Source organism: Chroococcidiopsis sp., from assembly GCF_051657925.1.
Taxonomy (GTDB): Bacteria; Cyanobacteriota; Cyanobacteriia; order Cyanobacteriales; family Chroococcidiopsidaceae; genus Chroococcidiopsis.
The window spans coordinates 1-24,977 of the sequence record NZ_JBOFLP010000079.1 but is presented as its reverse complement, the minus strand read 5'-3'; the positions used below and the strand labels follow the sequence as shown (position 1 = coordinate 24,977).

Genomic DNA, 24,977 nt, shown 5'->3' with positions numbered 1-24,977 from the left:
CGTCTTCCTCTGCCGTAATCCAGCCCAAGTTACGCATTCGGTTCAACACAGTTTCTTGGCGTTGTTTCGCCGTTTTCATGTTGACAAACGGGCTGTAGTTTTGCGGTGCTTGAATGATTCCTGCCATCATCGCCGCTTCCGCCAAATTTAAATCTGCGGCTGACTTGCCGAAATAGCTTTGGGCTGCTGTTTCTACACCATAGGTGTTGTGTCCCCAATACACTTGATTGAGGTACATTTCTAAAATTTGGTCTTTACTGAGAATTTGCTCTAAACGAATGGCTAAGACTGCTTCGGCAACTTTGCGGCTAAATCGGCGCTGCTGCGTCAGAAAAATATTTTTAACCAGCTGCATCGTCAGTGTCGAGCCGCCTTCTGCAACTGCCCCGCGCTGCCAGTTGACGATTGAGGCACGCCCGACGCTACTAATATTTATACCGTTGTGGGAATAAAAATGACTGTCTTCGATCGCCAGGACTGCTCGTTTTAATTCTGGAGAGATTTTATTTAAAGGTATGACTTCGCGATTGGCTTCGCCGTGAATGCTAGCAAGAACTTTGCCGTTTATGTCATAAAAATAAGATGTTTCAGAAGGAATATAGTTACGCAGAACTCTGACATCGGGTAAGTTGCGGAAGCTAATTGCTAAGCCGACTAGCCCTCCAGCTACAATGGCACTAGTCAACATAATGACTGCTAGAAGGGTTCCGCCTGTCACCTGACTGACTTCTTTAAGAAATTTCCAGCCAGGTGATGAATATCTCGGTTTTTCTCGGGCAATGCTAGAAGACACAGCAGTTTAATTTCCTCAACTTAATAGCCAAGAGATTTGTCTGCGATCGCGATCGCCAAATCAGCGGATAATTTTGTCACTATAGTAGTCTGTCAATTAAGCGATTGAGAAGGTTGCGAGTGAGTGTAACGAATTTATCATCCCCAAGGCAAGAGCCAAGCTCTCAATTAGCCACCGCGACACCCGATCCAAATTGGCTGCAGCGCGGTGTTAGCGAAATCTTTCCAGACCAGCCTGATTCTAGCAATCCTGAAGAAAGTCTGGAAAAATTATTAAAAACGACAAATAGACCCTTGCGTGTTAAGTTCGGGATTGACCCCACTGGCGCTGAAATTCATTTAGGTCATAGTATTCCAGTCCGCAAGCTCAGAGCGTTTCAGGATGCCGGACATAAAGCAGTTTTGCTGATTGGCGATTTCACGGCTAGAATTGGCGATCCGACTGGCAGATCGGAAGTTCGCCGTCAATTGAGTGCAGCAGAAGTTGCCGAGAATGCTAAGAATTATTTAGCTCAGGTACGTCCAATTTTAGATTTTGCTCCTGACAAGCTGGAAGTTCGTTACAACTCAGAATGGTTGTCAAAACTCGATTTGACCAAAATTCTAGAATTGTTGTCTACGATGACTGTCGGGCAAATGTTGGCAAAAGAAGGGTTTGCCGAACGTTACGAGAAAGAAAATCCCATTTACATCCACGAATTTCTCTATCCCCTGGTACAGGGATACGATTCTGTAGCGCTAGAAGCAGATGTAGAGTTGGGTGGAACAGACCAAAAATTTAACATTGCTGTAGGGCGAGATTTACAAAGACATTTCGGACAAAAGCCGCAGTTTGGCGTGCTGTTACCAATTTTGATTGGCACGGATGGCAACCAGAAAATGTCTAAGTCACTGGGAAATCAAGTGGGACTGCTAGAAGACCCGCTATTGATGTATTCTAAGCTGGAAAAAACGCCAGACCATTTGCTAAAAGATTATTTCGAGCTATTGACAAATTTACCCTTAGATGGGTTGCCGGAAACTCCCCGCGATCGCCAGAAGCTGCTTGCTTTAGAGGTTGTCAGTCAATACCACGGCAAAGAAGCCGCTCAAAACGCTCAAAAGGCAGCAATGTCACTGGTACAAGGCAATACAGCCGATACTTCAGCCGTACCAGAATTTTCGCTATCTCAAATCAAATTTCCGGCGAAATTGTTTTACATTGTCAGCGCCAGTGGTTTGTGTCCGACTAGTTCTGAAGCCCGCAGGCAAGTTCAAGGTGGAGCAGTTAAACTGGATGGCGATCGCCTCAACCAAGTAGACCTAATCTTCAATTCTCCAGATGAATTGGATGGTAAAGTCTTACAGGTTGGCAAGAATAAATTTGTCAAATTAGTCATTGGTCATTAGTCATTTGTCATTGGTCATTTGTTGTTGGTTGACAGTTGACGGTTGACGCTCCTCTGCTCCTCTGCTCCTGTGCTCCTGTGCTCTCTTCCCCGACTCCCGACTCCCGACTCCCGACTCCCGACTCCCGATTCCCGACTCCCGATTTCTATGCTTTCAGACAAAATCATTGTTCCATTAGACGTACCGACAGAAGCAGAGGCGATCGCGCTTGTGGATCGGTTGCCGCAGGTAAGCTTTTGGAAGGTAGGGTTAGAATTATTTGTGAGCTGTGGCGGTGGTATTCTCAGTACGTTGAAACAGCGGCAAAAGCGAATATTTCTAGACCTCAAGTTTCACGATATACCGAATACGGTAGCTGGGGCATGTCGAGCAGCAGCAGGGTATGGAGTCGATTTAGTTACGATTCATGCGACTGCTGGTAAAGATGCTTTGTCACTGGCTCAACAAGCGGCGCAGGAGGGAGCAAAGACGGCGGGTGTAGCACCACCAAAATTAATTGCGATTACTGTTTTAACGAGTCTTTCTGCCCGTCAGCTTGCCTTTGAGTTAAAAATTCCCCTGGAATTACCAGAATATGCTTTAGAGATGGCTTTACTAGCACGAGAAGCAGGGTTAGATGGGGCTGTTTGTTCGCCGCAAGAGGTGGAACAGTTGCGGCAGACTTGCGGCGATGATTTTCTCTTAGTTTGTCCTGGGGTGCGTCCGAGCTGGGCAGCAAAAGGCGATCAAACGCGATCGCTGACTCCCGCGCAAGCAATTCAAGCAGGGGCAGATTATCTCGTCATCGGTCGTCCAATTACTGCTGCTGCCAATCCAGAAGAGGCGTGGGAACGGATTTGTCAGGAGATAGCGGCTTAATGAAGAGAGCTGAGGGAGCTGGGGGAGTGAGGATTTTACAGTTTCTCTGGATTTTTGTTGCCTTTTTATCCCCACTTCCTGCTGTCTCGACTCCCTCAGCCGGACGCACAGCCGTGCGCCCCTACCAACTGTTGTACGGGCGGGTTTACCGAGATACTTCACTAATAACAAATATCTTGGGTAAACCCGCCCTTACTAAGATTTACCCGACTCCCGACTCCCCTGTACGGGCGGGTTTTGAACGAAGATTTCCAGTTGAGGCTGTCAATCTGTCGGGTAAACCCGCCCCTACGACTCCCGACTCCCCCTGTTTCACGCAAGATATTAAAACCCTGACCGACCAACTCCTACGAGATTTACCTGGATATGCCAATCGTACTAGTCAACGCGCTCGTAGATTGAGTCGCAGTACAGACCTTTACACGTATGTATTGGTAGCAGGGAATCCAGAGTTTGAACCTTTAACGACCGATCCTGGTGTTTATCAACCTAAATCTCCGCAGGCGGAGGGTGAGGACGTGCAGCAGGTCTTTTTTACTACCTTGGAGCGACAGTACTTAAAGGATCGCACCGTAGAATTGCAAGGGTTTCACTGGGCTTTTTTCGCCAAAACTGAAGATGGATGGCGTTTGGCTAGTATGTTTACTCGAATTGGCGATCTCGCTGGCAAAAGACCCCCCACACCACCAGAGGAAACGAGTGATGGTATTATTGCCCAAGCAATTGAAACTTGGTTGCGTGATTGTCGAGCCAGAAGTCGGGCGCAAGATGCGAAGGAGTAGGGTGCATTATTTAACGCACCCTACTAGCAAATCTCATCCAGTTTTTTTCTCACTTCTTGAATATCCTGCCACATCAACCACTTAGGACTACCTTTTTCGCGAGATTGGTTGCGTAACAAATAAGCAGGGTGGAAGATGGGCATACACAAGCGTCCTTGCCACTCCAACCACGTACCACGAATTTTAGATATCGCTCTTTTTTCGCCTAACAAGCCTTTGAGTGCTGTCGCGCCAGTTAAAAGAATAATTTTTGGATCGATTAGGCGAATTTGTTCTAACAAATAAGGCTTGCAAGCCTCTACTTCATCAGTCGTGGGGGTACGATTTCCTGGTGGTCGGCATTTATTGATGTTGCAGATATATATATCTTTGTCTGTATCTAATTTTACAGAATCTAGAATTTTGTCTAAAAGTTGTCCGGCTTTCCCCACAAAGGGCAACCCTGTCTCATCTTCGTTTTGCCCTGGTGCCTCGCCAATAATCATAATCGGGGCTTGGGGATGACCTCGCCCAACTACGGCATGATGGCGCGTTGCTCCTAGTTCGCAGCGTTGGCACTGATTGCAGTGCTGTGCCAATTCAACTAGGCTGGGGTAAGTTCCTGGGGGAATAGGAATTTTGGCATCTGTAGGAATCAGATCCAGTTGCGGTGGTGCGACTGGTTCGACGGCATCTGAAGTTGCAAATAAGCTGAGTTGGTCTTCGCTAGACATGGAATAAAAATTGTAGCTGCGCTAGCAAACCTTCCAATTGTAGCGAAATTGTGACTACTTTATCCCTCTTTCTATCTACTTATCTCCCCTGCTCCTGAAGAAAGGGCGTGGGGTGTGGGGAGAATTCGGAAGCGCGGAATTCGGAATTAAATTCTCCCTAGTCTCCTCTGCACCTGAAGCCCCTCTGCCCCTCTGCACCTGAAGCTCCCTGCTCCCTGCTACCGTTAAAACTGAAAATAAGGGAACTATTACTGAAAAAATAAATCTTGTTGCATTTGCTAGCCGATTGGAAAAAAGCCTATAAAACCTAGTTAAACTGCGGAAACATCCCTGAAGATATAAGCAGTATGCCGTCCTCAGCCGAAAGTATGTCAACTGCTATACTGTTTCGCGATCGCGTTGCTGCTGGAGAACAACTAGCACCGGAAATTCATCGTCTTCTGGACAAAATTGCGGCTGTTTCTAACGTTGCCCCTTATCCGATTGTTTATGCTCTACCACGAGGGGGATTGCCCGTAGCAGTGCCAGTAGCGCGGCGGCTGCGTTGTCCGATAGATATTGTTGTGGCAAAAAAGATCGGTCATCCCCAAAATCCAGAACTAGCGATTGGCGCAGTTACAGCAGATGGTAACGTCTTGTGGGCAGGACAAACATCAATTGCTCTCCAAAATTCACCACCGGGAAAAATAGCGCTGGAAGCAGCCCTGAGCAAGGCAAAATTGCAGATGGCAGTCCTCAATTCTGGTCGCCCCCAACATAGCGCGATCGCCCAACAAACGCGAGATACGCTCGCAATCTTAGTCGATGATGGCGTTGCCACTGGAATGACGATGGCAGTAGCCGCCCAAACGCTGCGATCGCAAAATCACATAGCAGTTTGGCTCTGCACTCCCGTCGCACCTCAAACCTTGCTACCTTGGCTAGAACAATGGGGCGATCGGATAATCGTTCTGCACACACCCAAATCTTTTCTGAGTGTTAGCCGCTTTTACGAAGAATTTCCTCAAGTAGAAACAAGAATCGCCCTTGCTTGCCTGCAACAACAGAAGTTGTGGTTAGGAGCGAAGCGTTAGAAGTCGGGAGTCGGGAGTCGGGAGTCGGGAGTCGGGAGTCGGGAAGAAGAGAGCTGAGGGAGCGATCGGGAGCGATCGGGAGCTGAGGGGTAGAGGAGAAATTACTAGTCACTGCTCCCTGCTCCCTGCTCCCTAATAACTACTCACTCAAAAATTTTAATAAAAACTATTGTCAATAACTCGATTCATGTTGTAATCTGTTCTTTCAGATTGTTGAATATTATTCTCAATAGGAGGCGCAGTGACAACTGTTGCTAAGAGTCCGTTATCGGTAGAGCAAAACGCTACCGAAGTTCCCTGGTGGGCGAGGAACTTTCGCCTGACCAACTTATCAGGAAAACTCCTGGGCGCTCACGTAGCCCATGCAGGGCTAATTGTGTTCTGGGCGGGAGCTACGGTCCTGCACTCACGATTCGGCAGAATCTCGTACCTTACTTTTCATCGCCCGATCCTGAATTCGTGACTTCTCGGACTTGGTTAGCCAACACTCACTTTTGGTTAGCTTTCTTTTTCCTGCAAGGACATATCTGGCACGCGCTGCGATCGCGTGGGCTGAATTTCCGTAAAGGTCGGGTAAGTGAGGCAGCAATCCTTCCTAAACCGATTGCCTGAAGTTTGCTTACTTAATGCAAATAATTTTAACTTAACTTTGGGCTTTTAATCGAAAAGATGCAAATATTTCTTAAGGAATGCATAAATGACAGCAGTAATTTCTGATAGTCCATACAGAAACCAAATTCCTGAAGTTGGCTGGTGGGCTGGTAACTTTCGTCTCACCAATTTATCGGGCAAATTGTTGGGCGCTCATATTGCCCACTCTGCATTAATCCTGTTGTGGGCTGGCGGAATGACTCTATTTGAGTTGTCTCGTTACAACCCAAATTTACCAACGTACGAACAAGGGTTAATCCTGCTCCTTCATTTAGCAACTCTCGGTTTTGGTGTTGGTGCTGGCGGGCAAGTTACTAGTACCTACCCCTACTTTGTCATCAGCGTTTTGCATCTGATCCCTTCAGTAATTCTGGCAGCAGGTGTTATCACTCTTTACTAGGACCCGAGGTGTTAGAAGACAATCCCACATTGGCTGGCTTTTTTGGTTATGACTGGAAAGATACAGGTAAGATGACGACGATCTTAGGCATCCACCTGATGCTTTTAGGTTTAGGTGCTTTGCTTCTCGTCGCCAAGGCAATGTTTTGGGGTGGATTATTTGACCCTACAGTACCAAACGTACCAGAGTCTCTTCAAACTGTAGATAACTGGAGTCAATTTTCGACTGGATTCTTTATTGGTGGAATTGGAGGAGCAATCTTTGCTTATTTGCTCTTAACTAACCTGAATTTATTTCGGGAGATCGCGATTATTGGAGGCTAAGAGCTGGAGACAGTGACCAGTTTTACAGCGATCGGTGACCGTGCAAATAATCCCTGGTAACTAGTAACTGGTCGCTAACTCTTCACTCTCCATGTTCAAAGCAGATTTAATGTCAAGTAGGCAGTTAAAGGAGAATAAAATGACAAAAGTTGGTATGTTTTATGGTTCCACAACGGGAAAAACTGAAATGGTTGTCGAATCAATTCAAAAAGAATTTGGTCAAGATGTAGTAGATTTGCATAATATCGCTGATGTGGATGAAAGCGATTTTGAGGAGTATACTAATTTGATTGTTGCTTGCCCTACTTGGAACATTGGCGAACTTCAAAGCGATTGGGATGGTTTTTTTCCCGATTTAGACAGTATTGATTTCAGTGGTAAGAAGGTAGCTTATTTTGGGACTGGCGATCAGATCGGTTATGCCGATAACTTTCAAGATGCAATGGGTATTCTAGAAGAAAAAATTGCAGAGTTAGGTGGTACAACTGTTGGATATTGGTCTACAGATGGTTACGACTTTAATGAATCTAAAGCTCTGAAGGACGGGAAGTTTGTTGGTTTGGCGATCGATGAAGATAATCAATCTGATTTAACCGACGAACGAGTAAAAGCTTGGGTAGCACAACTCAAGAAAGAGTTTGGCATTTAGTTTAATAGTTAACAGAAATTTGTGGGGTGCGTTCATCAACGCACCCTACCATCCATCTCAACTCTGAAGGAATTTTTCATGTCATTTCCCCATTATTTGTGGTTGAATACTAGTTCTAGTTTGCGTTGTTTTGAACAACCTTTGTTAAATTATTTATCTAAACGAGTTTCAATCGCTCGTTGGGAATATTCGCAAACTCAAGACGAAGCTAGTTCGCTCGATATTGCCATAGAATTGTTAAACGACTATCTACAAAAGACAACCCATCCCGTTCACTTAATTGGACATAGCACGAGTGGCTTATTAGGATTCTTGTATGCGCGTCAATATCCTGAAAAGATTGCTTCTTTGACTCTTTTAGGTGTAGGTGCAGATGTTGCTATTGATTGGCAATTTCACTATTACACTCACTTACAAGCTCTAAATCGAAAAAAAGTTTTACATACAATGGCTTATAATTTATTTGGATGTTATGACGATCGCACAATTGAGGGATTGGTAAAGATTTTAGAAAAAGATCTCGATAGTTCGCTTTCACCCCATTCTCTTTGGCAAAGAGCTAATTTTCCTCATAATGGCGTGTCAGTACCGTTAATGGTTTGTGGAAGTCTAGACGATCCAATTGTAGAAGCCACCGAACTCCATAAATGGCAACCTTTGTTAAAAGCAAGCGATCGCCTCCACCTTCATCCTGACGGCGGACACTTTTTTCACTTCTTTCAATCGCAACAAGCAGGAAAACGTATTCTTAGCTTCTGGCAATCTTTATGTCTGTTGAATCAAATGCAGGTAATAGTCAATAAGGGATAAGTCAAAAGTCAAAAATGATTAGCTATAAATAGCAAATGATTAATGACTAACAACCAGATCGAAAATCCGATGTGCCATTTCTAACTTAGTCCCAGGTGCGATCGCAATTCGATCGCCTGCTTTGTTTAAAAAAATCGCTTGATTGTTGTCGCTGCCAAAGCCACTATCGGGGAGATCGATCGGATTTGCAACGATCGCATCTAATTTTTTGCGGTGTAATTTCTCTAAGGCTGGAGTGACTATATCTCCCGTTTGGGCAGCAAAGCCAATTAAAATTTGTTGGGGCTGTTTGCAATGTCCTAACTGGGCGAGAATATCTGTCACGGGTGCGAGAGACAAACTTTCGGGTAGCGATCGCTTGGGTAACTTTTCGCGACTATAGTTTGCAGGTTTCACATCTGCTACAGCCGCCGCCATCACTGTAATATCAGCAGTAGGAAAGCACTCTAACATTGCCTTCTCCATTTCTGCCGCACTGACAACAGGTAGCGATCGCACTCCTGACGGTATTTCTGCGTTGACAATACCATGTACTAGAGTTACATTTGCCCCCCGATGGAAAGCTGCTTGTGCCAAAGCTATTCCCATTTTGCCCGTGGCGGGATTACCGATAAACCGTACCGGATCGAGATATTCTCGCGTTCCACCCGCGCTAATTAAAACTTGTTTTCCTAACAAGTCTCGCTTGCCAGACGTACATAACAAAGACTGAATATGAGTCACAATTTCTGCTGGTTCCGCCATCCGCCCCGCACCAACGCGATCGCAGGCTAGTAACCCATATCCTGTAGACATGCCATAATATCGGTTGTCTGTCAATAATTGCTGCCAGTTGCGCTGTACTGCGACTTGTTGCCACATCTCCGTATTCATAGCTGGGGCTAGTAATATGGGGCAAGTAGAAGCCAATACTGTATTTGTTAACAAGTTGTCAGCCATACCATAGGCTAATTTCGCCAGCGTATTTGCTGTCAGGGGTGCAATTAGCATAATTTCCGCCCACTCTCCCAAAGCGATATGTAAGGGACGCTGATGGGTAGGTTGCCAAAAGTCTGCATCCGTATAAGCTGGATGGCGAGACAAAGTTGATACCGTCAGTGGAGTAATAAATTGTTGAGCAGAATCGGTTAAGATAACCTTTACTTCCGCCCCAGATTTAAACAGCGTGGAAATAACTTCGCAAACCTTATAAGCCGCAATTCCCCCACCAATTCCAACCAACACCAGCCTGGGCGATTTTAGATTCATCTCAACTTACGACTCCTGTACGGGCGGGTTTAACTCCAGAATTCTGCGCGATCGCATCGGTATTTTCAAAAAACCCGCCCCTACAATTTATCTACGATTCGTCGTATGGTTCCAAATCGAGAAGATGAATATATGGTTCCACTAATTCTGGACGTTGAAAAGCGATCGCCCTGAGTAAATGCCAATCCTGCAAGCCGTCAAAAACATGGGTGTAATTATCTTGTTCTAAACGAGTTGCCAATTCCGACACGTCTGTTGCTGACATAGCAGCAATATCCTGCCGAGAAATACTTGAAGTCTTCATCATGCTGCGATCCTCCCCAGAATCAGTGACCAGTGACCAGTGACCAGTGACCAGTTACTAGTTAATTCCGAATTCCAAATTCCGAATTCCGAATTCTTTTCTAGCCCCCTATATATACTACTCACTTTATCCAGGAGAAATCTCCGCAAGTTAACGGATTGCGATCGTAATTTTAATACTTGTTAAGTAATTTCTTTTTGATGCGTGGTAGTTGGTAGTTGGTAGTTGATAGTTGGACGCACTCACTCCTCACTCCTCACTCCTCTCTCTCACAAACTTCTGAATCAGTGGTAGTACTTCTGGGCGAATTTCATGTCCCATGTCAAATTCTTGGTACTGCACGGCAACCCCCAAGGCAATTAAATTATCTCTAGCGTATTGGGCTGCTTTGAGTGGTACGACGGTGTCTTGCTTACCATGCACGATGAGTACTGGCGGGACTTCATCTAAGGATTGGGAGAGAGGATGCATATACCCGCTTAAGGCAATTAAACCTGCCAGAGGTAAGCCTAATCCTACATCCAAAGTCATTGCTGCGCCCTGAGAAAATCCACTTAAGATCGTTCTTGACAGGGGTACGCCAGTGGAAGCTTCGAGGGAAAGCAGCCAATCTTTCAAAATCTGCCTACTCTCATGAATGCCTTGATACTCTTGGCTAGAAAGGTCGTACCACATCCTACCGACAGAAGTATAAGGATGGGGAAAAGGGGCGTTGGGAAATAAAAATTGATATTTATTTAAGTTTAATAAAGGTACGAGAGAGGCTAAATCTTTAGCATTTGCCCCCCAGCCGTGCAGTACCACAACCAATCCTGCTGGTTTCGTCCCCGTTGTTGGCGCAACCGCGATCGCTTCTAAACTCAAAGCTTTACTCCCACCGTTCAGCTTTCTTAATATATCTTAAAAGTGACTGGTGATGAGCAGGGTGTAGGGTGTGGGGTGTGGGGTGTAGGGTGTGGGGTGTAGTGAGTGTGACCGACTACCAACTACCAACTACCAGCTACCAGATTAAGATTGGAATAATCACTTTGTCTCATCCTACTTGATGAAACGACTGCGCCCGATCGCCATTATTGCAGGCATTGCTATTGCCTTGGGGTTAGTTCTGTGGTTGGTGAGTTCTGTAGCACAGATTGCCGAGGTATGCAGATATTCGCCGCTACTGTGCAATTTCCTCCTTGCCTTAATTATTGGGCTGATGTTGGCGTTGATTGGGGCAATTGTCTACTACATACTCGTCATTCAAAGGGGAGAAAGGCGATCGCAACGGAGAAAACAGCAAAGACAGGCGCAACAAACGCAGATCCCACCACAAAAGACGGAAGCTGCGGCTGAAAATCTCTCAGCGGTAAGACAGCAAGTTGCCCAAATTCAAGATGAGGTGACGCGACAGGCGTTAATCGAGCGATCGCAGGAGATTGAAGCAACTCTGGCGCGGGGAAATCTTCAAGTTGTCGTCTTCGGTACGGGTTCGGCTGGTAAAACTTCGCTGGTAAATGCCATTTTCGGGCGTATTGTCGGACAAATTGCTGCACCGATGGGAACGACGACGGTAGGACAAACCTATACTTTGCGCTTAAAAGGTTTAGAACGGAAAATTTTGATTACCGATACTCCAGGGATTCAAGAGGCGGGGGTGGCGGGAACGGAACGAGAACAGGTAGCCCGTCAGTTAGCCACTGAGGCAAATTTACTGTTGTTTGTGGTTGATAACGATCTGCGGCAATCGGAATACGTACCTTTACGGGCGTTGATTGAAATTGGTAAGCGATCGCTATTAGTTCTGAATAAAACAGATTTGTATGCCGATGAGGATAAAGAACAAATTCTTGCCCGTTTGCGCGAACGGGTTAAAGATTTAATTGCAGCAAATGATGTTGTGGCGATCGCGGCTAACCCTCAACCCGTGACATTGCCAGAAGGGGAAATCTTTCAGCCAGATATCGAAGTCACTCCCTTACTACGTCGCATGGCGGCGATTTTGCGGCAAGAGGGAGAAGAATTAATTGCCGATAATATTCTCCTACAATCTCATCGTCTGGGGGAAGAAGCGCGTCAGCTGATCGATACCCAACAGCGACAGCAAGCCGAGAAAGTTGTCGAAAGATATCAATGGATCGTGGCGGGTGTGGTGTTGGTTACGCCGATACCAGTAGCCGATTTACTCGCAACTGCGGCTGTTAACGCCCAAATGGTGGTAGAAATTGGCAGCGTTTACGGTTGTGAGTTAAATATCGAACGGGGAAAAGAACTAGCTTTATCTTTGGGTAAAATTTTGGCAAGTTTGGGTATTGTGAAAGGGGCATTTCAGTTACTCAGTGCTGCTTTACAACTCACCGTACCAACTTTTCTGATTGGCAGGGCAATTCAAGCCGTGACTGCGGCTTATTTAACTCGGATTGCTGGCAGAAGTTTCATTGAATATTTTCGCCGCGATCGCGATTGGGGTGATGGCGGAATTGCTGAAGTCGTACAGCAACAGTTTCAATTAAGTCGTCGCGATGAATTTATTCGCGAGTTCGTTCAGCAGGCGATCGCGCGGGTGATTCAACCTTTAACGAGTCGATCTCAAACTATAGAAAATGAGAAAGAGTGGCAATGAGAACCCATTAAGTGCCTAACTCCTCTAAAACTTACGTTTAGACTTTTTCAGAGACGACTAACGACTACTCCTTTAATTTTTGTTGAGTTATTTTACCAATCTCGAATTTCCCCTTCAAGATCTTGCGGTAAGACTTAGATTAAGCTATGTCTTTTGTCGTCATTCGTCACTTGCGACTTAACCAATGACTAATGACCAATGACTAATGACCAATGACGTTCTTTTAGGTCAAGCATGAATGCTGCTGAAATTTTTGAAGGAATTGCGCTGTTGATTGAGCTGGCACAGAGAGGAGAAATCGATCCTTGGGATGTCAGAGTCATTGAAGCGATCGATCGCTACTTGAATGCGTTGCTAGCTGCCCAAGAAATAACACCAGGTTCATACGAATCAAATTTATCTCAATCGGGACAAGCTTTTTTACTGGCATCGCTGCTAGTTTTATTTAAAGCCAACACCCTCACTGGACTAGATTCTCCCCCTGACGAGTTAGAACTGGATACAGAAGAGTTATTGCTGGTAGGGGAAGGGGAGTTTGCTACGCGGTTACGTTTGCCTCTAGAACAGCAATTACATCGTCGTCCGGTTGCCGTACCTCCCCAAAAACGCCCTGTAACCCTCCAAGATTTGATCGAGCATTTGCAGCTAATTGCGACTCAGTTGCAGTCTGAAGGCAATCTGACAGCCAAAACTAGCCGCAGCCGCCGTTCTGTATCTCAGTCCCGTGCAGATGCTCGCAAACCCCTAGAACTGGCTCACCAGGAAAATCTGACTCAAGTAGCGCGAGAACTGGAAGAGTTTTTATCTCGCTACTCGTCACAATTTTTTACTTTAGAACAAAATTGGCTAAATTTAGAACAGTTAGTAGATTTATGGACGCAAACGAAACAAGTCGCCACATCTATCGTAGCTACTATGTCTCATAGCGAATTGCCGAGCGATCGCGGTTGCCCCTCATCGCAAAAACACGAAAAAGTCAGCGTCTTTTGGGCGTTGCTGCTACTCTCAGCCCAATCTAAGGTGGAATTATCGCAGGAAGAGTTTTATCAAGAAATTAAAATTAGGACTTTGGGCGGTTCCGAACAATTGGCGATCGGCGATACTGACTCCAAAACCACTGTATGTTCTGTTTAAAAGGGGGGCAATCGCGCTTGGCAAAAAGTATTTAGTATGCTGTACTTGGCAGGCAACTACGCTGTGTAGTTTTCGGGATGATTTCGGTAGAGAATTAAACGAGGATCGAAAATGCAATCAAACGATCGCATTTGTTTTTAATCAAGAGTAGATTTTGCATCAATCGCTTACAGTTGTCTCATGTTGAGGAGTAGCTTCTAATGAAAGCCATGATTCTGGCAGCGGGTAAGGGTACGAGAGTCCGCCCCATTACCTACACCATCCCCAAACCGCTCATTCCCATCCTGCAAAAGCCAGTGATGGAGTTTCTCCTTGAACTATTGCGCCAACACGGTTTTGACCAAATCATGGTCAACGTCAGCCACCTAGCTAACGAAATCGAAAACTATTTCCGCGACGGACAGCGCTTTGGCGTACAGCTTGCATATTCCTTTGAAGGAAAAATTGTCGATGGCGTTCTCGTTGGAGAAGCGGTAGGATCTGCGGGAGGAATGCGGCGAATTCAGGACTTCGCGCCGTTTTTCGACGATACCTTTGTTGTATTGTGTGGCGACGCACTAATTGACTTAGACTTAACGGCAGCAGTGAAATGGCATAGAGAGAAAGGCTCTATTGCTACAGTTATCATGAAATCCGTTCCCCGCGAAGAAGTCCCTAGTTACGGGATCGTGGTGACAGACGAAGACGGACGAGTCAGAACCTTCCAAGAAAAACCAAAAGTTGAAGAAGCTCTGAGTACCAACATTAGTACGGGAATTTATATATTTGAGCCAGAAATATTTAATTACATTCCACCTGGAGAAAATTTTGATATTGGTAGTCAACTATTTCCCAAACTTGTAGAAAAAAATGCACCTTTTTATGGCTTGGTGATGGATTTTGAATGGGTGGATATCGGTAAGGTTCCCGATTACTGGCAAGCCATTCGCGGCGTACTCCAAGGTGAAATTAAAAACGTCCAAATTCCAGGACATGAAGTTCGTCCTGGGATTTACACTGGTCTGAGCGTTGCTGTGAACTGGGACAAAGTAGATATTACTGGTCCCGTGTATATCGGTGGAATGACGCGGATTGAAGATGGCGCGAAAATAGTTGGTCCTACCATGATCGGTCCCAACTGCTATATCTGTGGTGGCGCTACAGTTGACAATAGCGTCATTTTCGAGTACTCGCGTTTAGGTCCGGGAGTCCGCCTCGTAGATAAACTCGTCTACGGACGCTATTGCGTCGATAAAACGGGAGCCATGATTGATGTCCAAGCTGCTGCCTTAGATTGGTTGATTACGGATACCCGCGTCGAAACACCATCCCAGCCTGCAATTGAAAGACAGGCGATCGCTGAATTACTAGGAATTGAGGCGAGTTAATAATGCATGTAGGGGCGCACAGATGTGCGCCCCTACAACTTACGCTGGCGAAGACAAATACGTATATCGGCTGAGACTCTGTTCGTAGGTTTGGAGGAGACGCTGGGATTCTTGCAAGGTAATTTGTTTTTCTAACATGGCTTGTTCGCTGCGCTGGCGGATACTTTCTACCAGATCTTCAGCGTCGTACTGTACGTAGCCCAAAACTTCAGTCATGGTGTCGCCTTTAACAACATGTTCGATCTGATAGCCCTTGGGCGTTAGTTGAATGTGAACGGCGTTAGTATCCCCAAACAAGTTATGTAAATTACCCATGATCTCTTGGTACGCACCATTGAGGAACATGCCCAGATAGTAGGGTTCTCCTGGTTTGTAGGAATGCATTTCTAACACGGATTTCACATCTCGCAAGTCGATAAAGCGATCGATCTTGCCGTCACTATCGCAGGTTAAATCTGCTAGAATGCCCCGACGCTCGGGTTCTTCGTCTAAACGGTGGATCGGCATGATCGGGAAAAGCTGATCGATCGCCCAGCAATCCGGCGCTGATTGAAATACGGAAAGATTGACGTAGTAGATGGAAGCCATGATCTTTTCTAACTCTTCCAAATCGTCGGGTACGTATTCCTCGTGGCGGGTAATTTCCATTAGCTTCTCGCAGCAAGCCCAGTAAATCCGCTCTACCCTGGCTCTTTCTGTCAGGCGCATAATTCCCAAGTTAAAGCGGCTGATGGCTTCATCTTTAAACTGTACCGCATCGTGATACGCTTCTTGATAATTTTCGTTAGTAATCGATTGGTAAGTTTCCCAAAGGTGGTGAACGATTGGCGGCTCGTCTTCCTTGGGTGGTTCTGGCGTACCGGAAGGAACATCGGAAGTACTGACGACATCAAAGATCAAAACCGACTGATGGGAAGCAACCGCTCGTCCGCTTTCACTGATCAGCGTCGGAACTGAAACTTGTCGTTCCGCACAGGCGTATTTCAACTCTGCCACGATGTCATTGGCATAGTTTTGCATGTTGTAGTTTTTAGAGGCGTAGAAGTTGGTTTGGGAGCCGTCGTAGTCTACACCCAAGCCGCCACCTACATCCAAATACTTCATGTTTGCTCCCAGCATCGCCAACTCTACATAAATTCGGCTGGCTTCTTGAATCGCGTCTTTGATGACATTAATCGCGGAGATTTGGGAACCGATATGGAAATGGAGTAATTGCAGCGAACCGAGGAGATTGGCGGCGCGTAACTTTTCTACCGCTTGAATGACTTCGGGGATAGTCAAACCAAATTTAGCGCGATCGCCTGTAGAAGTTCCCCAGCGTCCCATTCCTTGGGTACTGAGTTTTGCCCGCACGCCCAAAATTGGCTGAATTCCCAACTGGCGACTTGCTTCAATTGCCAAATCGACTTCTTCAACTTGCTCTAGGACGACGATTGGTGTTTGTCCTAAACGGCTGGCTAGCATGGCGATTTCGATATATTCCTTATCCTTGTAGCCATTACAAATAATCAGCGCCCCCGGCGTATCTAGCAACGCCAAAGCAATCATTAACTCTGGTTTAGAGCCAGCTTCCAAGCCGAACTGGTGCGGTTTGCCAAATCGCACCAAATCTTCAATTAGGTGGCGTTGTTGGTTGCATTTGACCGGAAATACGCCACGATAGACACCAGGATAGTTGTAACGGGCGATCGCCTTGGCGAAACAAGCATTCAACCGCTCGATCCGGTCTTCTAAAATATCGGAAAAGCGAATTAACAGAGGTAGTCCCAAATTTCGCTGTTTTAAAGCATTTACCAACTCGTACAAATCCAACGAACCACCGCGATCGCCTTTGGGAGAAACTGTAATATGACCAGCGGCATTAATCGAAAAATATGGTTCGCCCCACCCTTGAATTCGGTAGAGCGCTTCGCTGTCCTCAATCGTCCACGAACGCGATAATTTACCAGGAGCGATGTGCAACGACTTCTTCTTGCCGTTTTTTAGCTCGGTTTTGGTTTCTGCAACCGTTGCTGGCTCCATTTCTTCTACAGTTGGATCTGCTCCCATCTCTATTCTCACCTCGTCTTTCTAACCTCTGTACAGCCCCACGCATAGCCAGTGTAACTTATTCAAATTAAGGTCATGGGTAATGGGTAGTTGGTAAGTCGTAAGTCGTAAGTCGTAAGTCGTAAGTAACTGATAACTGTTCGCCGATTTAAGATAATCTAATTTTGATATTTGTTACTTGTCACTAGACATTGGTGAGTTGCAAATGACTAATGACCAATGACCAATGACAACTTGAAGGGAGATAGCTGTGGAACGCACATTTTTAGCAATTAAGCCCGATGGCGTACAACGAAGTTTAGTCGGTGAAATTATTCGTCGTTTTGAAGCTAAAGGCTTTACCCTGGTTGGGATGAAGTTTATGAAAGTCAGCCGCGAACTTGCCGAACAGCATTATGGCGTTCACCGAGAAAGACCTTTTTTCCAAGGTTTAGTCGAGTTTATCACTTCGGGTCCCGTCGTAGCGATGGTTTGGGAAGGCGATGGAGTTATTGCTTCAGCGCGGAAGATGATCGGTGCTACTAACCCCCTAACAGCAGAACCAGGAACAATTCGGGGCGATTTTGGCGTTAATATTGGGCGTAACATCATTCATGGTTCCGACGCACCGGAAACTGCCCAACAGGAAGTTAATCTCTGGTTTAAGGAAGAAGAACTAGCGAGTTGGGAACCTAGCTTGACTCCGTGGATTAAGGAGTAAGTTGACAGTTGACAGTTAACTGTTAACTGTCAACTAAAAACCTACTTCGGTACTTCAGCCTTTTCTTTATTTTCTGTGGGTACGATCGCTTCAGGAGAGTCCTCAACATTGCGCTTGGAAAAGCCCCAGAGAAATAACAGCGCGATCGCGGTTATCATTAACCATTCTGGGGGTACTAAAGCATCGTTAGCTACTCGCAGCAACAATCGCAAGCCTACCAAGGCGACGGTAACATATCCGGCATCTTCTAAATGGGTGAATTCATCTAACCAGCGAATGAATAAACCTGCCATGAATCGGAGGGTGATAATACCAACAGTAGCCCCCGTCAGTACCAGCCAGCGTTCTTGAGAAACTGCGATCGCTGTAGTGACGCTATCGAGAGAAAATGCTAAATCTGTGAAGGCGATGATGGGGATAGCTTGCCAAAGCGCTTGAAATCGAGGTCCGTGGTGCAGGTGGTCTTCGTCTTCTGCTGAGGTAAAGTGTTGAAATACTAGCCACAGTAGATAAAGCGCACCTAATAGCTCGAACTGCCAGTATTGCTGTACCCAAGTTGCCGTTAAAATTAAGGCAATCCGCAGTACGAAGGCAACTACCAAGCCGAGATTGAGCGCTTGACGTTCGAGTTTTTTATTTTCCAGTCCTTGAGCGATCGCCGCGAGGGCGATCGCATTATCAGCCGAGAGTACCGCCTCTAAAAAGATCAAAATGGTTAAGACTGCGGCGGTTTCAATGCTGGCGTGATATGGGGAATTTAGTATTTCGTCTATCATTAACAGTTTTTAAACCTGAAGACCCTACAGATACAGCTTGTCAAAATATGACTCTTCCATTCAGCTTAACCTGTTGAGCGGGAGAGAGGGAGAGTAGGCTAGGCGTTGCGATCGCTTGAAATCGCGTTCTCAACAGGATAATTTACAGCCAGCTTTGTTCCATCTACAACTTTCACGATCGCAAATAGTGATGGAGCTATCTGACTACAATTGTCGAATACGGGTAGTTGCCCATCTTAACGAAAATCAAAACAATTTCGGGCAAATCTGCATTCAGAATGGTTTTTAGTAGCAATAACGATTACAGCGATCGCTATGTCACAAATCACGATTGAATCCATCCTGCAAGAAAAGCGTTTATTTCAACCGCCAGCAGAATTTTCTCAAAAAGCTCACATCAAAAGCTTTGACGAATATGAAGAACTCTATAACAAAGCCAAAGCCAATCCACAGCAATTTTGGGCAGAACTAGCGGAAAAAGAATTGCATTGGTTCCAAAAATGGGACACGGTGTTAGATTGGCAACCGCCTTTTGCGAAATGGTTTGTCGGTGGCAAAATAAATATTTCTTACAATTGTCTCGATCGCCACCTTACCACTTGGCGTAAGAATAAAGCCGCTTTGATCTGGGAAGGCGAACCAGGCGATTCTCGCACCCTCACCTACGCGCAACTGCATCGGGAAGTTTGTAAATTTGCCAATGTTCTCAAACAATTAGGGGTAAAAAAAGGCGATCTTGTCGGGATCTATATGCCAATGATCCCCGAAGCCGCGATCGCCATGTTAGCCTGTGCCAGAATTGGCGCACCTCACAGCGTCGTGTTTGGTGGTTTCAGCGCCGAAGCCTTGCGCGATCGCTTGAACGATGCTCAAGCTAAGTTAGTCGTCACAGCCGATGGCGGTTGGCGTAAAGATGCGATCGTTCCCCTTAAAGATCAAGTTGATAAAGCTTTAGCCGATAATGCCGTCCCCACAGTCGAAAACGTCCTGGTTGTCAAGCGTACAGCACAACAAGTTCACATGGAAGCAGGGCGCGATCGTTGGTGGCACGATTTAGAAAAAGGCATATCAGCAGATTGTCCCGCCGAACCGATGGACAGCGAGGATATGTTGTTTGTCCTCTATACTTCTGGTAGCACGGGTAAACCCAAGGGTGTCGTCCACACCACCGCAGGTTACAACCTCTACACCCACATGACAACTAAATGGATCTTTGACTTGCAAGATACAGATGTCTATTGGTGTACGGCTGATGTGGGATGGATTACCGGACACAGCTATATTGTGTATGGTCCCCTTTCCAACGGTGCAACTACACTGATGTATGAAGGTGCGCCGCGTCCCTCCAATCCTGGGTGTATGTGGGACGTGATTGAAAAATACGGCGTGAATATTTTCTACACCGCACCTACGGCGATTCGCGCCTTTATTAGAATGGGCGAAGACTTGCCCAAAGCCAGAAATCTCTCTTCCCTACGCTTGCTTGGAACGGTAGGCGAACCAATCAATCCTGAAGCCTGGATGTGGTATCACCGAGTTATTGGAGGCGATCGCTGTCCGATTGTCGATACTTGGTGGCAAACGGAAACCGGGGGTATCATGATTACACCTTTACCAGGGGCAATTCCTACTAAACCTGGTTCGGCGACTCGTCCTTTCCCTGGCATCTTAACTGACGTAGTGGATTTAGAAGGCAACACCGTCGGCGATTATAACGGTGGCTATTTAGTCGTGCGTCACCCTTGGCCTGGAATGATGCGGACAGTTTACAACGATCCCGATCGCTTCCGCCGCACCTATTGGGAACACATCCCCCCCAAAGATGGACAGTACGTCTATTTTGCTGGAGACGGGGCGAGACGGGATGAAAATGGTTATTACTGGGTGATGGGTCGTGTCGATGACGTGATTAACGTAGCCGGACACCGTTTGGGGACGATGGAAGTTGAATCAGCTTTGGTGTCTCATCCAGCAGTAGCTGAAGCCGCCGTCGTGAGTAAGCCAGATGAGGTGAAAGGAGAAGAAATCGTTGCCTTTGTCACCCTAGAAGGGACGATAACACCCAGCGAGGCTTTAAATAAAGAACTCAAGCAGCACGTCGTCAATGAAATTGGGGCGATCGCGCGTCCTGGCGAAATTCGCTTTACCGATTCCCTACCCAAAACCCGTTCGGGGAAAATTATGCGGCGGTTACTCCGTTCTCTAGCCGCAGGTGAAGAAGTTTCTGGGGATACTTCTACTCTCGAAGATCGTAGCGTGCTGGATAAGTTAAGGGAAGGCGCTTAGGAAAGTACGGGCGGGTTTCCAAACCCGCCCCTACCGACTCCCGCATCAACTAAACATCCTCCGATCGAGGCTTTTCGGATCGCGCCTAGAGACGAAATTATCTAGGTTTTCATCCGATTCTAAACGACCTTCGACTAGGTTAATAATGCGATCGGCGACATCTAAAATACTGTTGTCGTGGGTGACAATTAAAATCGTGCAGCCTTGTTCCTTGGCAAGTTTTTGCATCAGCATCACAACTTCGCGTCCCGACTTTTTATCTAAGGCAGCAGTGGGTTCGTCTGCTAAAATGAGTCGCGGTTGATTGACTAAAGCACGGGCGATCGCGACTCTTTGTTTTTGTCCTCCCGATAGGGCATTTGGCTTATAATCGACACGGTTGGCTAAACCCAATTGACTTAACATCTCTACTGCTAATTTGCGCTTTTCTCGCCAGTTATTTGTTAACTCCACCGCCATTTCTACATTTTGTGAAGCAGTGAGGGATTCAAATAAATTATGTGCTTGGAAGATAAAGCCAATATTCCGTCGTATTTCTACCAATTGAGATTTGTTGAGTCCGACTAATTCTTTATCCAATACTTGCAAATTACCTTCATGAGCCGATCGCAAGGCTCCAATTAAACTCAAAAGAGTTGTTTTCCCCGAACCCGATGGACCAGTCATAATCACGATTTGTCCCTTGGGTAGATCGAGATTGATGTCGGACAATACCTGAGTACGTAAATCGCCCTGCCCGAAATAATAATTGAGCTGGCGAATTTGCACGGCGAAACTTGCGACTGCGGTACTCACGAACCAAATACCTCCGCCGGATCGGTAGCTTGAACTTTACGCACGGCGATCGCGCCCGAAATTAAACACATAATAAAGGTAGCAATCAGAATATTAATTGCTCGTTCCCAAGTCATTTGCATTAACAAACCTGTAGAACTAGCTGTCAAACTATACAGTCCCAAACTGATAAACAATCCTGGGACAAAGCCAAAAAAAACTAGAATCACTGATTCCTGCAACACGATTCCTAACAGGTGAAAATTAGAATAACCGATCGCTTTGAGCGTGGCATATTCTGCCCAATGTTCCGCCACATCCGTATACAAAATTTGATAAACCAAAATAATCCCGACAAAAAACCCCATCGTCGTTAGCAGCGAAAATACAAAGCCAATAGCCGTATTTTCTTGCCAGTAGCTTAATTCTTTTTGCACGAACTCGGCTTTCGTCCACACGGCGACATCTTGCGGTAGTTGCTGGCGCAGTGCAGATGCGATCGCATCAACATCAGCATTTTCCGCCACTTTTAACAGTCCGATATCGACAGTATTGAGCGTGCGGCTGTCTTCTTCTGGAGCCAAATTAGCAAAATAGCGCAAGAAGTTTTGGTCGCTGATGACGACATTGCCATTTCCAGAAGCAAAGTCAGTTCCCAAACTAAAAGTCCCCACCAACCGAATTTGCTGTTGGGACAACTCGGTGACTGTACCAGGAGCGATCGGTCCCACTTCCGATCGCGATTGGTCGTCAATTAGTGCCGTCCAAGGTAGCTTCAACGCCTCCCGATTTTGTAAAATTCCAGGCAGAGGCAATACAGGGTCATCAGGATTGAAAGCAATGACTCGCAATGGTCTAATGGTTTTCGTTTGAGGATTTTTCCAATCGCCTGTCGTTGTATAAAAAGGATAGGCAGCGACTACACCCTCAAAAGTCTGTGCTTGATAAAGTCGTCTGCGAGCAAATTGCTCTGGTACGAACATATTGTACTTGAGCCGATTGACGATCAAAATTTCTCCATTGAGCCGTTTTAGCAGTTGTACTTGGCTGTCGTACAAAGCATTTTCAAACCCTTGAAAGATAAACATCAACAACACGGCAAAAGAGACTCCTGCAACGGCGGTCAGCAAGCGACGCTTTTCGTGAGTCAGATTGAACCAAGCCAAAGGAGTGTGACGGGGGGGAAGCATGACTAGGGGTGAGGAGTGAGGGGTGAGGGGCTAGGGTAGGACAAGGAGGACAAGGGGACAACTCAGAACTCAGAAGTCAGAAGTCAGAAGTCAGAAGTCAAAAGTCAGAAGTCAGAAGCCAGAAGCCAGAATTAACTACTCCCTACTCCCTGCTCAGAAGCTCCCTGATTAAAAGACTTCGGCGGGGTCGGCGGTGATGACTTTTTGTAAGGAGACTATGCCAGAGATAGTACACATGAGTATTGTTAATAGCAGCACCAAGATAGCGCGTCCGAGTTCCATGGCGATTGGTAGACCTCCACTGGTGGCTTTTAAGGTGAGATCGTACAGACCGAGGGAGATGGCGAAGCCTGGAATGTAACCTAGAAGGGCAAGAATAAAGGCTTCTTGAATGACGATCGCGCATAAAACTCGGCTGCGATAACCCATTGCTTTGAGGGTGGCATATTGCCGTAAGTGGCTGGAAACATCGGTATAGAGAATTTGATAGACAATGACGACACCGACAATACAGGAGACAATCACCCCCATGCCAAAGATAAAGCCAGTGGAAGTTGCCCCAATCCAGTACTCGCGATCGCGGTCGATAATTTCTGCTTGCGTAATCACTTCGACATCTTTGGGCAAAATTCGCCGTAATTCCTTGACAACTGTATCGAGATCTGCATCCGATCGCAGTTTCACCAGTCCTAAACTGACGCGGTTGAGCGGAAAGGGATCGAAATAGCGGCGAAAGTTTTGATCGCTCATAATTAACGTCCCATCAGCAGCAAATCCACCGCCGAAGGTGTATTGACCGCCAATTGTCACTTTTCTGCCAATTCCTCTCGATCTAGCTTCTGTCGTGGTGCCAATTTTTTGCGTCCCGTATTCAGGGCGGGAAAGGCGATCGTACAGAACGGTATCTGGACGAAGTAGCGCGGCTCGATTTGCCGGAGAATCCAATTCTGGAATTAAAAATACAGGATCGCTGGGGTTGATTCCAAAGGCAAATATCGCTCGGCTGAGGCGAGTTTCGGGGTTGCGCCATTGGAGATAACCTAAATAAAGTGGCATAGCTCTTTCTACGCCGTTAGCTCCTCGTGCTTGATAGATCCGCTCGATTGCAAAGGGTTTGGTACTGCTAATTTCTAAAGCTAAAGGCGATCGTAGATAAATATCAGCATCGATCTTTTCGTACATTTGGCTGGCAGATTTTGCCAGAGAACCCAAAAAACCCAAGTTCATAAATACGAGAATGACCGCAAAAGCAACCCCGGCGATCGCAACAACTAACCGCGTCTTTTCGTGTACCAAATTCAACCAGGCGATCGGAGTCCTCATCTTCAGTGACCAGTGACCAGTGACCAGTGACCAGTGTTTTTGATTTTCGCATTTGCGTGAAAGGCACCAACTGCTGTTATTTCACGTCAATTTTCACGTCTACCTGCAAATTGGTCAGAGCGGCTACTGTTTGGCGATCGTCCAAAAGCACTCTCACTTCTACCACCCGTGCATCGGCATTAGCCGCCGGATCGTCATCGAGAACGTTATTTTTAAAGATCTGCCAGCCAATTTCCGAGACTTTTCCAGTTATTGGTTTAGCAAAAGCACCATTACGACTGGTAATAGTCGCTTTTTGCCCGACTTTTACCAACCCCACATCAGATTCATACACCTCAGCCACGGCATACATCCGGCGCGTATCTCCCATTTCCACGATGCCGTCATCTGCGATCGCCTCCCCAGGATAGGCAAAAACCCTTAGAATTCTCCCAGTTCTGGGAGCGCGAATAATTGTCCTCTGCAACCGTGCTTCGGCTAATTCCAGATTTTGTGCTGCCGATCGCGCTGCCGCTTGGACTTGCGTTAATGGTAGATTTGCTTGCTCTGACTTCAGTTGAGCCTCAGCATTGCCTAGATTCGCTTTCACGGCATTTTCCAGCCGAATCAAGGATGCTTTGGCGTTGTTGAGTTGTTCCTGCAAGCTGCGTGTCTGACTGACTTGCCGATCTAATTCTTGCTTGGCGATCGCTCCTTCTTGATAAAGGTTTTGGTTGCGTTGCAAGTCAGTTTGTGCTAAAGCTAGCTCTGCTTCTATCTGCCGAACAGTTGCTCTTTGCGCCTC

General features: G+C 46.4%; 23 protein-coding genes and 3 pseudogenes. 14 read left to right on the top strand and 12 right to left on the bottom strand.

What is annotated here, in order from left to right; all coding sequences use genetic code 11:
- A partial coding sequence (locus ACRC32_RS06195; RefSeq protein WP_438553167.1) for a transglycosylase domain-containing protein occupies positions 1-793 on the bottom strand: 793 nt, incomplete at its 3' end.
- A 119-nt stretch (positions 794-912) separates the two neighbouring features.
- Here ACRC32_RS06195 and tyrS point away from each other — a divergent pair.
- The 3 genes from tyrS (at position 913) to ACRC32_RS06180 (ending at position 3,821) form a co-directional block, all read left to right on the top strand.
- Entirely contained in the window at positions 913-2,181 is a 1,269-nt protein-coding gene (gene tyrS / locus ACRC32_RS06190) for a tyrosine--tRNA ligase (protein ID WP_438553166.1), read from the top strand.
- Positions 2,182-2,328: 147 nt separating this feature from the next.
- Complete coding sequence (pyrF, locus tag ACRC32_RS06185; RefSeq protein WP_438553168.1) at positions 2,329-3,039, top strand: orotidine-5'-phosphate decarboxylase; 711 nt, start codon at positions 2,329-2,331, stop codon at positions 3,037-3,039.
- A complete protein-coding gene (locus ACRC32_RS06180) occupies positions 3,039-3,821 on the top strand; it encodes a hypothetical protein (protein ID WP_438553165.1) in 783 nt (260 codons plus the stop codon). Before pyrF ends, ACRC32_RS06180 begins: the two co-directional genes overlap by 1 nt.
- A gap of 23 nt (positions 3,822-3,844) precedes the next feature.
- On the opposite strand, the gene ACRC32_RS06175 is transcribed toward ACRC32_RS06180, so the two are convergent.
- A complete protein-coding gene (locus tag ACRC32_RS06175) occupies positions 3,845-4,534 on the bottom strand; it encodes a uracil-DNA glycosylase (RefSeq protein WP_438553164.1) in 690 nt (229 codons plus the stop codon).
- Positions 4,535-4,609: 75 nt separating this feature from the next.
- Positions 4,610-4,909, bottom strand: coding sequence for a hypothetical protein (locus ACRC32_RS06170; protein WP_438553163.1), 300 nt, complete (start codon positions 4,907-4,909; stop codon positions 4,610-4,612).
- Between ACRC32_RS06170 and ACRC32_RS06165 the strand changes: the two genes are divergently transcribed.
- The 6 genes and pseudogenes from ACRC32_RS06165 to ACRC32_RS06140 all read left to right on the top strand — a co-directional run bounded on the left by ACRC32_RS06165 (position 4,903) and on the right by ACRC32_RS06140 (position 8,440).
- Positions 4,903-5,607 carry a phosphoribosyltransferase gene (locus ACRC32_RS06165; protein ID WP_438553162.1) on the top strand — a complete coding sequence of 235 codons (705 nt, stop codon included), beginning with the start codon at positions 4,903-4,905 and terminating at the stop codon, positions 5,605-5,607. The genes ACRC32_RS06170 and ACRC32_RS06165 overlap by 7 nt on opposite strands.
- Positions 5,608-5,848: 241 nt before the next feature.
- Positions 5,849-6,010, top strand: a pseudogene (locus ACRC32_RS06160) (chlorophyll a/b binding light-harvesting protein); the annotation flags it as partial.
- Positions 6,001-6,219, top strand: a pseudogene (locus ACRC32_RS06155) (chlorophyll a/b binding light-harvesting protein); the annotation flags it as partial. The pseudogenes ACRC32_RS06160 and ACRC32_RS06155, both read left to right, overlap by 10 nt.
- A gap of 85 nt (positions 6,220-6,304) precedes the next feature.
- Positions 6,305-6,915, top strand: a pseudogene (locus tag ACRC32_RS06150) (photosystem I reaction center subunit XI); the annotation flags it as partial.
- Between the two features lie 205 nt (positions 6,916-7,120).
- On the top strand, positions 7,121-7,630 hold the full coding sequence (gene fldA, locus ACRC32_RS06145) for a flavodoxin FldA (RefSeq protein ID WP_438553161.1): 510 nt from the start codon (positions 7,121-7,123) through the stop codon (positions 7,628-7,630).
- A gap of 78 nt (positions 7,631-7,708) precedes the next feature.
- Positions 7,709-8,440: an alpha/beta fold hydrolase gene (locus tag ACRC32_RS06140; protein WP_438553160.1), complete on the top strand. Its 732-nt coding sequence runs from the start codon at positions 7,709-7,711 to the stop codon at positions 8,438-8,440.
- Positions 8,441-8,479: 39 nt separating this feature from the next.
- On the opposite strand, the gene coaBC is transcribed toward ACRC32_RS06140, so the two are convergent.
- The 3 genes from coaBC to ACRC32_RS06125 form a co-directional block, all read right to left on the bottom strand.
- Entirely contained in the window at positions 8,480-9,688 is a 1,209-nt protein-coding gene (gene coaBC, locus ACRC32_RS06135; RefSeq protein WP_438553159.1) for a bifunctional phosphopantothenoylcysteine decarboxylase/phosphopantothenate--cysteine ligase CoaBC, read from the bottom strand.
- A gap of 91 nt (positions 9,689-9,779) precedes the next feature.
- Positions 9,780-9,992: a protein IsiD gene (gene isiD / locus ACRC32_RS06130; RefSeq protein WP_039717600.1), complete on the bottom strand. Its 213-nt coding sequence runs from the start codon at positions 9,990-9,992 to the stop codon at positions 9,780-9,782.
- 249 nt (positions 9,993-10,241) lie between these two features.
- Positions 10,242-10,856 carry an alpha/beta hydrolase gene (locus tag ACRC32_RS06125; RefSeq protein ID WP_438553158.1) on the bottom strand — a complete coding sequence of 205 codons (615 nt, stop codon included), beginning with the start codon at positions 10,854-10,856 and terminating at the stop codon, positions 10,242-10,244.
- Positions 10,857-11,037: 181 nt separating this feature from the next.
- Here ACRC32_RS06125 and ACRC32_RS06120 point away from each other — a divergent pair, with 181 nt between their 5' ends.
- The 3 genes from ACRC32_RS06120 to ACRC32_RS06110 all read left to right on the top strand — a co-directional run bounded on the left by ACRC32_RS06120 (position 11,038) and on the right by ACRC32_RS06110 (position 15,095).
- Complete coding sequence (locus tag ACRC32_RS06120; protein ID WP_438553157.1) at positions 11,038-12,594, top strand: YcjF family protein; 1,557 nt, start codon at positions 11,038-11,040, stop codon at positions 12,592-12,594.
- A gap of 234 nt (positions 12,595-12,828) precedes the next feature.
- Entirely contained in the window at positions 12,829-13,728 is a 900-nt protein-coding gene (locus ACRC32_RS06115; protein WP_438553156.1) for a segregation/condensation protein A, read from the top strand.
- A gap of 200 nt (positions 13,729-13,928) precedes the next feature.
- Entirely contained in the window at positions 13,929-15,095 is a 1,167-nt protein-coding gene (locus tag ACRC32_RS06110; protein ID WP_106168333.1) for a sugar phosphate nucleotidyltransferase, read from the top strand.
- 39 nt (positions 15,096-15,134) lie between these two features.
- On the opposite strand, the gene speA is transcribed toward ACRC32_RS06110, so the two are convergent.
- Entirely contained in the window at positions 15,135-17,144 is a 2,010-nt protein-coding gene (gene speA / locus ACRC32_RS06105; protein ID WP_438553155.1) for a biosynthetic arginine decarboxylase, read from the bottom strand.
- Between the two features lie 250 nt (positions 17,145-17,394).
- On the opposite strand from speA, the gene ndk reads away from it, so the two are divergent.
- The gene (ndk, locus tag ACRC32_RS06100) at positions 17,395-17,844 is read left to right on the top strand and encodes a nucleoside-diphosphate kinase (protein ID WP_438553154.1); all 450 of its coding nucleotides are present in this window, start codon (positions 17,395-17,397) and stop codon (positions 17,842-17,844) included.
- Positions 17,845-17,885: 41 nt separating this feature from the next.
- Here ndk and ACRC32_RS06095 read toward each other — a convergent pair whose 3' ends face one another.
- Positions 17,886-18,620, bottom strand: coding sequence for a TerC family protein (locus tag ACRC32_RS06095; RefSeq protein ID WP_438553153.1), 735 nt, complete (start codon positions 18,618-18,620; stop codon positions 17,886-17,888).
- 315 nt (positions 18,621-18,935) lie between these two features.
- On the opposite strand from ACRC32_RS06095, the gene acs reads away from it, so the two are divergent.
- On the top strand, positions 18,936-20,906 hold the full coding sequence (gene acs, locus ACRC32_RS06090; RefSeq protein WP_438553152.1) for an acetate--CoA ligase: 1,971 nt from the start codon (positions 18,936-18,938) through the stop codon (positions 20,904-20,906).
- 45 nt (positions 20,907-20,951) lie between these two features.
- Here the strand turns inward: acs and ACRC32_RS06085 are convergent, their stop codons facing one another.
- The 4 genes from ACRC32_RS06085 to ACRC32_RS06070 form a co-directional block, all read right to left on the bottom strand.
- The gene (locus ACRC32_RS06085) at positions 20,952-21,701 is read right to left on the bottom strand and encodes an ATP-binding cassette domain-containing protein (protein WP_438553151.1); all 750 of its coding nucleotides are present in this window, start codon (positions 21,699-21,701) and stop codon (positions 20,952-20,954) included.
- Positions 21,698-22,870 carry an ABC transporter permease DevC gene (gene devC / locus ACRC32_RS06080; protein WP_438553150.1) on the bottom strand — a complete coding sequence of 391 codons (1,173 nt, stop codon included), beginning with the start codon at positions 22,868-22,870 and terminating at the stop codon, positions 21,698-21,700. The genes ACRC32_RS06085 and devC (ACRC32_RS06080) overlap by 4 nt, the downstream gene beginning before the upstream one ends.
- 168 nt (positions 22,871-23,038) lie before the next feature.
- A complete protein-coding gene (devC, locus tag ACRC32_RS06075) occupies positions 23,039-24,193 on the bottom strand; it encodes an ABC transporter permease DevC (RefSeq protein ID WP_438553149.1) in 1,155 nt (384 codons plus the stop codon).
- A gap of 76 nt (positions 24,194-24,269) precedes the next feature.
- A partial coding sequence (locus tag ACRC32_RS06070; protein ID WP_438553148.1) for an efflux RND transporter periplasmic adaptor subunit occupies positions 24,270-24,977 on the bottom strand: 708 nt, incomplete at its 5' end.

Excerpts from the sequence above, each read along its gene's own strand:
- pyrF (WP_438553168.1), top strand. The coding sequence starts at position 2,329 with ATGCTTTCAGACAAAATCATTGTTCCATTAGACGTACCGACAGAAGCA.
- ACRC32_RS06180 (WP_438553165.1), top strand. The coding sequence starts at position 3,039 with ATGAAGAGAGCTGAGGGAGCTGGGGGAGTGAGGATTTTACAGTTTCTC.
- ACRC32_RS06175 (WP_438553164.1), bottom strand. The coding sequence starts at position 4,534 with ATGTCTAGCGAAGACCAACTCAGCTTATTTGCAACTTCAGATGCCGTC.
- ACRC32_RS06165 (WP_438553162.1), top strand. The coding sequence starts at position 4,903 with ATGTCAACTGCTATACTGTTTCGCGATCGCGTTGCTGCTGGAGAACAA.
- fldA (WP_438553161.1), top strand. The coding sequence starts at position 7,121 with ATGACAAAAGTTGGTATGTTTTATGGTTCCACAACGGGAAAAACTGAA.
- ACRC32_RS06140 (WP_438553160.1), top strand. The coding sequence starts at position 7,709 with ATGTCATTTCCCCATTATTTGTGGTTGAATACTAGTTCTAGTTTGCGT.
- coaBC (WP_438553159.1), bottom strand. The coding sequence starts at position 9,688 with ATGAATCTAAAATCGCCCAGGCTGGTGTTGGTTGGAATTGGTGGGGGA.
- isiD (WP_039717600.1), bottom strand. The coding sequence starts at position 9,992 with ATGAAGACTTCAAGTATTTCTCGGCAGGATATTGCTGCTATGTCAGCA.
- ACRC32_RS06120 (WP_438553157.1), top strand. The coding sequence starts at position 11,038 with ATGAAACGACTGCGCCCGATCGCCATTATTGCAGGCATTGCTATTGCC.
- ACRC32_RS06115 (WP_438553156.1), top strand. The coding sequence starts at position 12,829 with ATGAATGCTGCTGAAATTTTTGAAGGAATTGCGCTGTTGATTGAGCTG.
- ACRC32_RS06110 (WP_106168333.1), top strand. The coding sequence starts at position 13,929 with ATGAAAGCCATGATTCTGGCAGCGGGTAAGGGTACGAGAGTCCGCCCC.
- speA (WP_438553155.1), bottom strand. The coding sequence starts at position 17,144 with ATGGGAGCAGATCCAACTGTAGAAGAAATGGAGCCAGCAACGGTTGCA.
- ACRC32_RS06095 (WP_438553153.1), bottom strand. The coding sequence starts at position 18,620 with ATGATAGACGAAATACTAAATTCCCCATATCACGCCAGCATTGAAACC.
- acs (WP_438553152.1), top strand. The coding sequence starts at position 18,936 with ATGTCACAAATCACGATTGAATCCATCCTGCAAGAAAAGCGTTTATTT.
- devC (WP_438553150.1), bottom strand. The coding sequence starts at position 22,870 with ATGCTTCCCCCCCGTCACACTCCTTTGGCTTGGTTCAATCTGACTCAC.
- devC (WP_438553149.1), bottom strand. The coding sequence starts at position 24,193 with ATGAGGACTCCGATCGCCTGGTTGAATTTGGTACACGAAAAGACGCGG.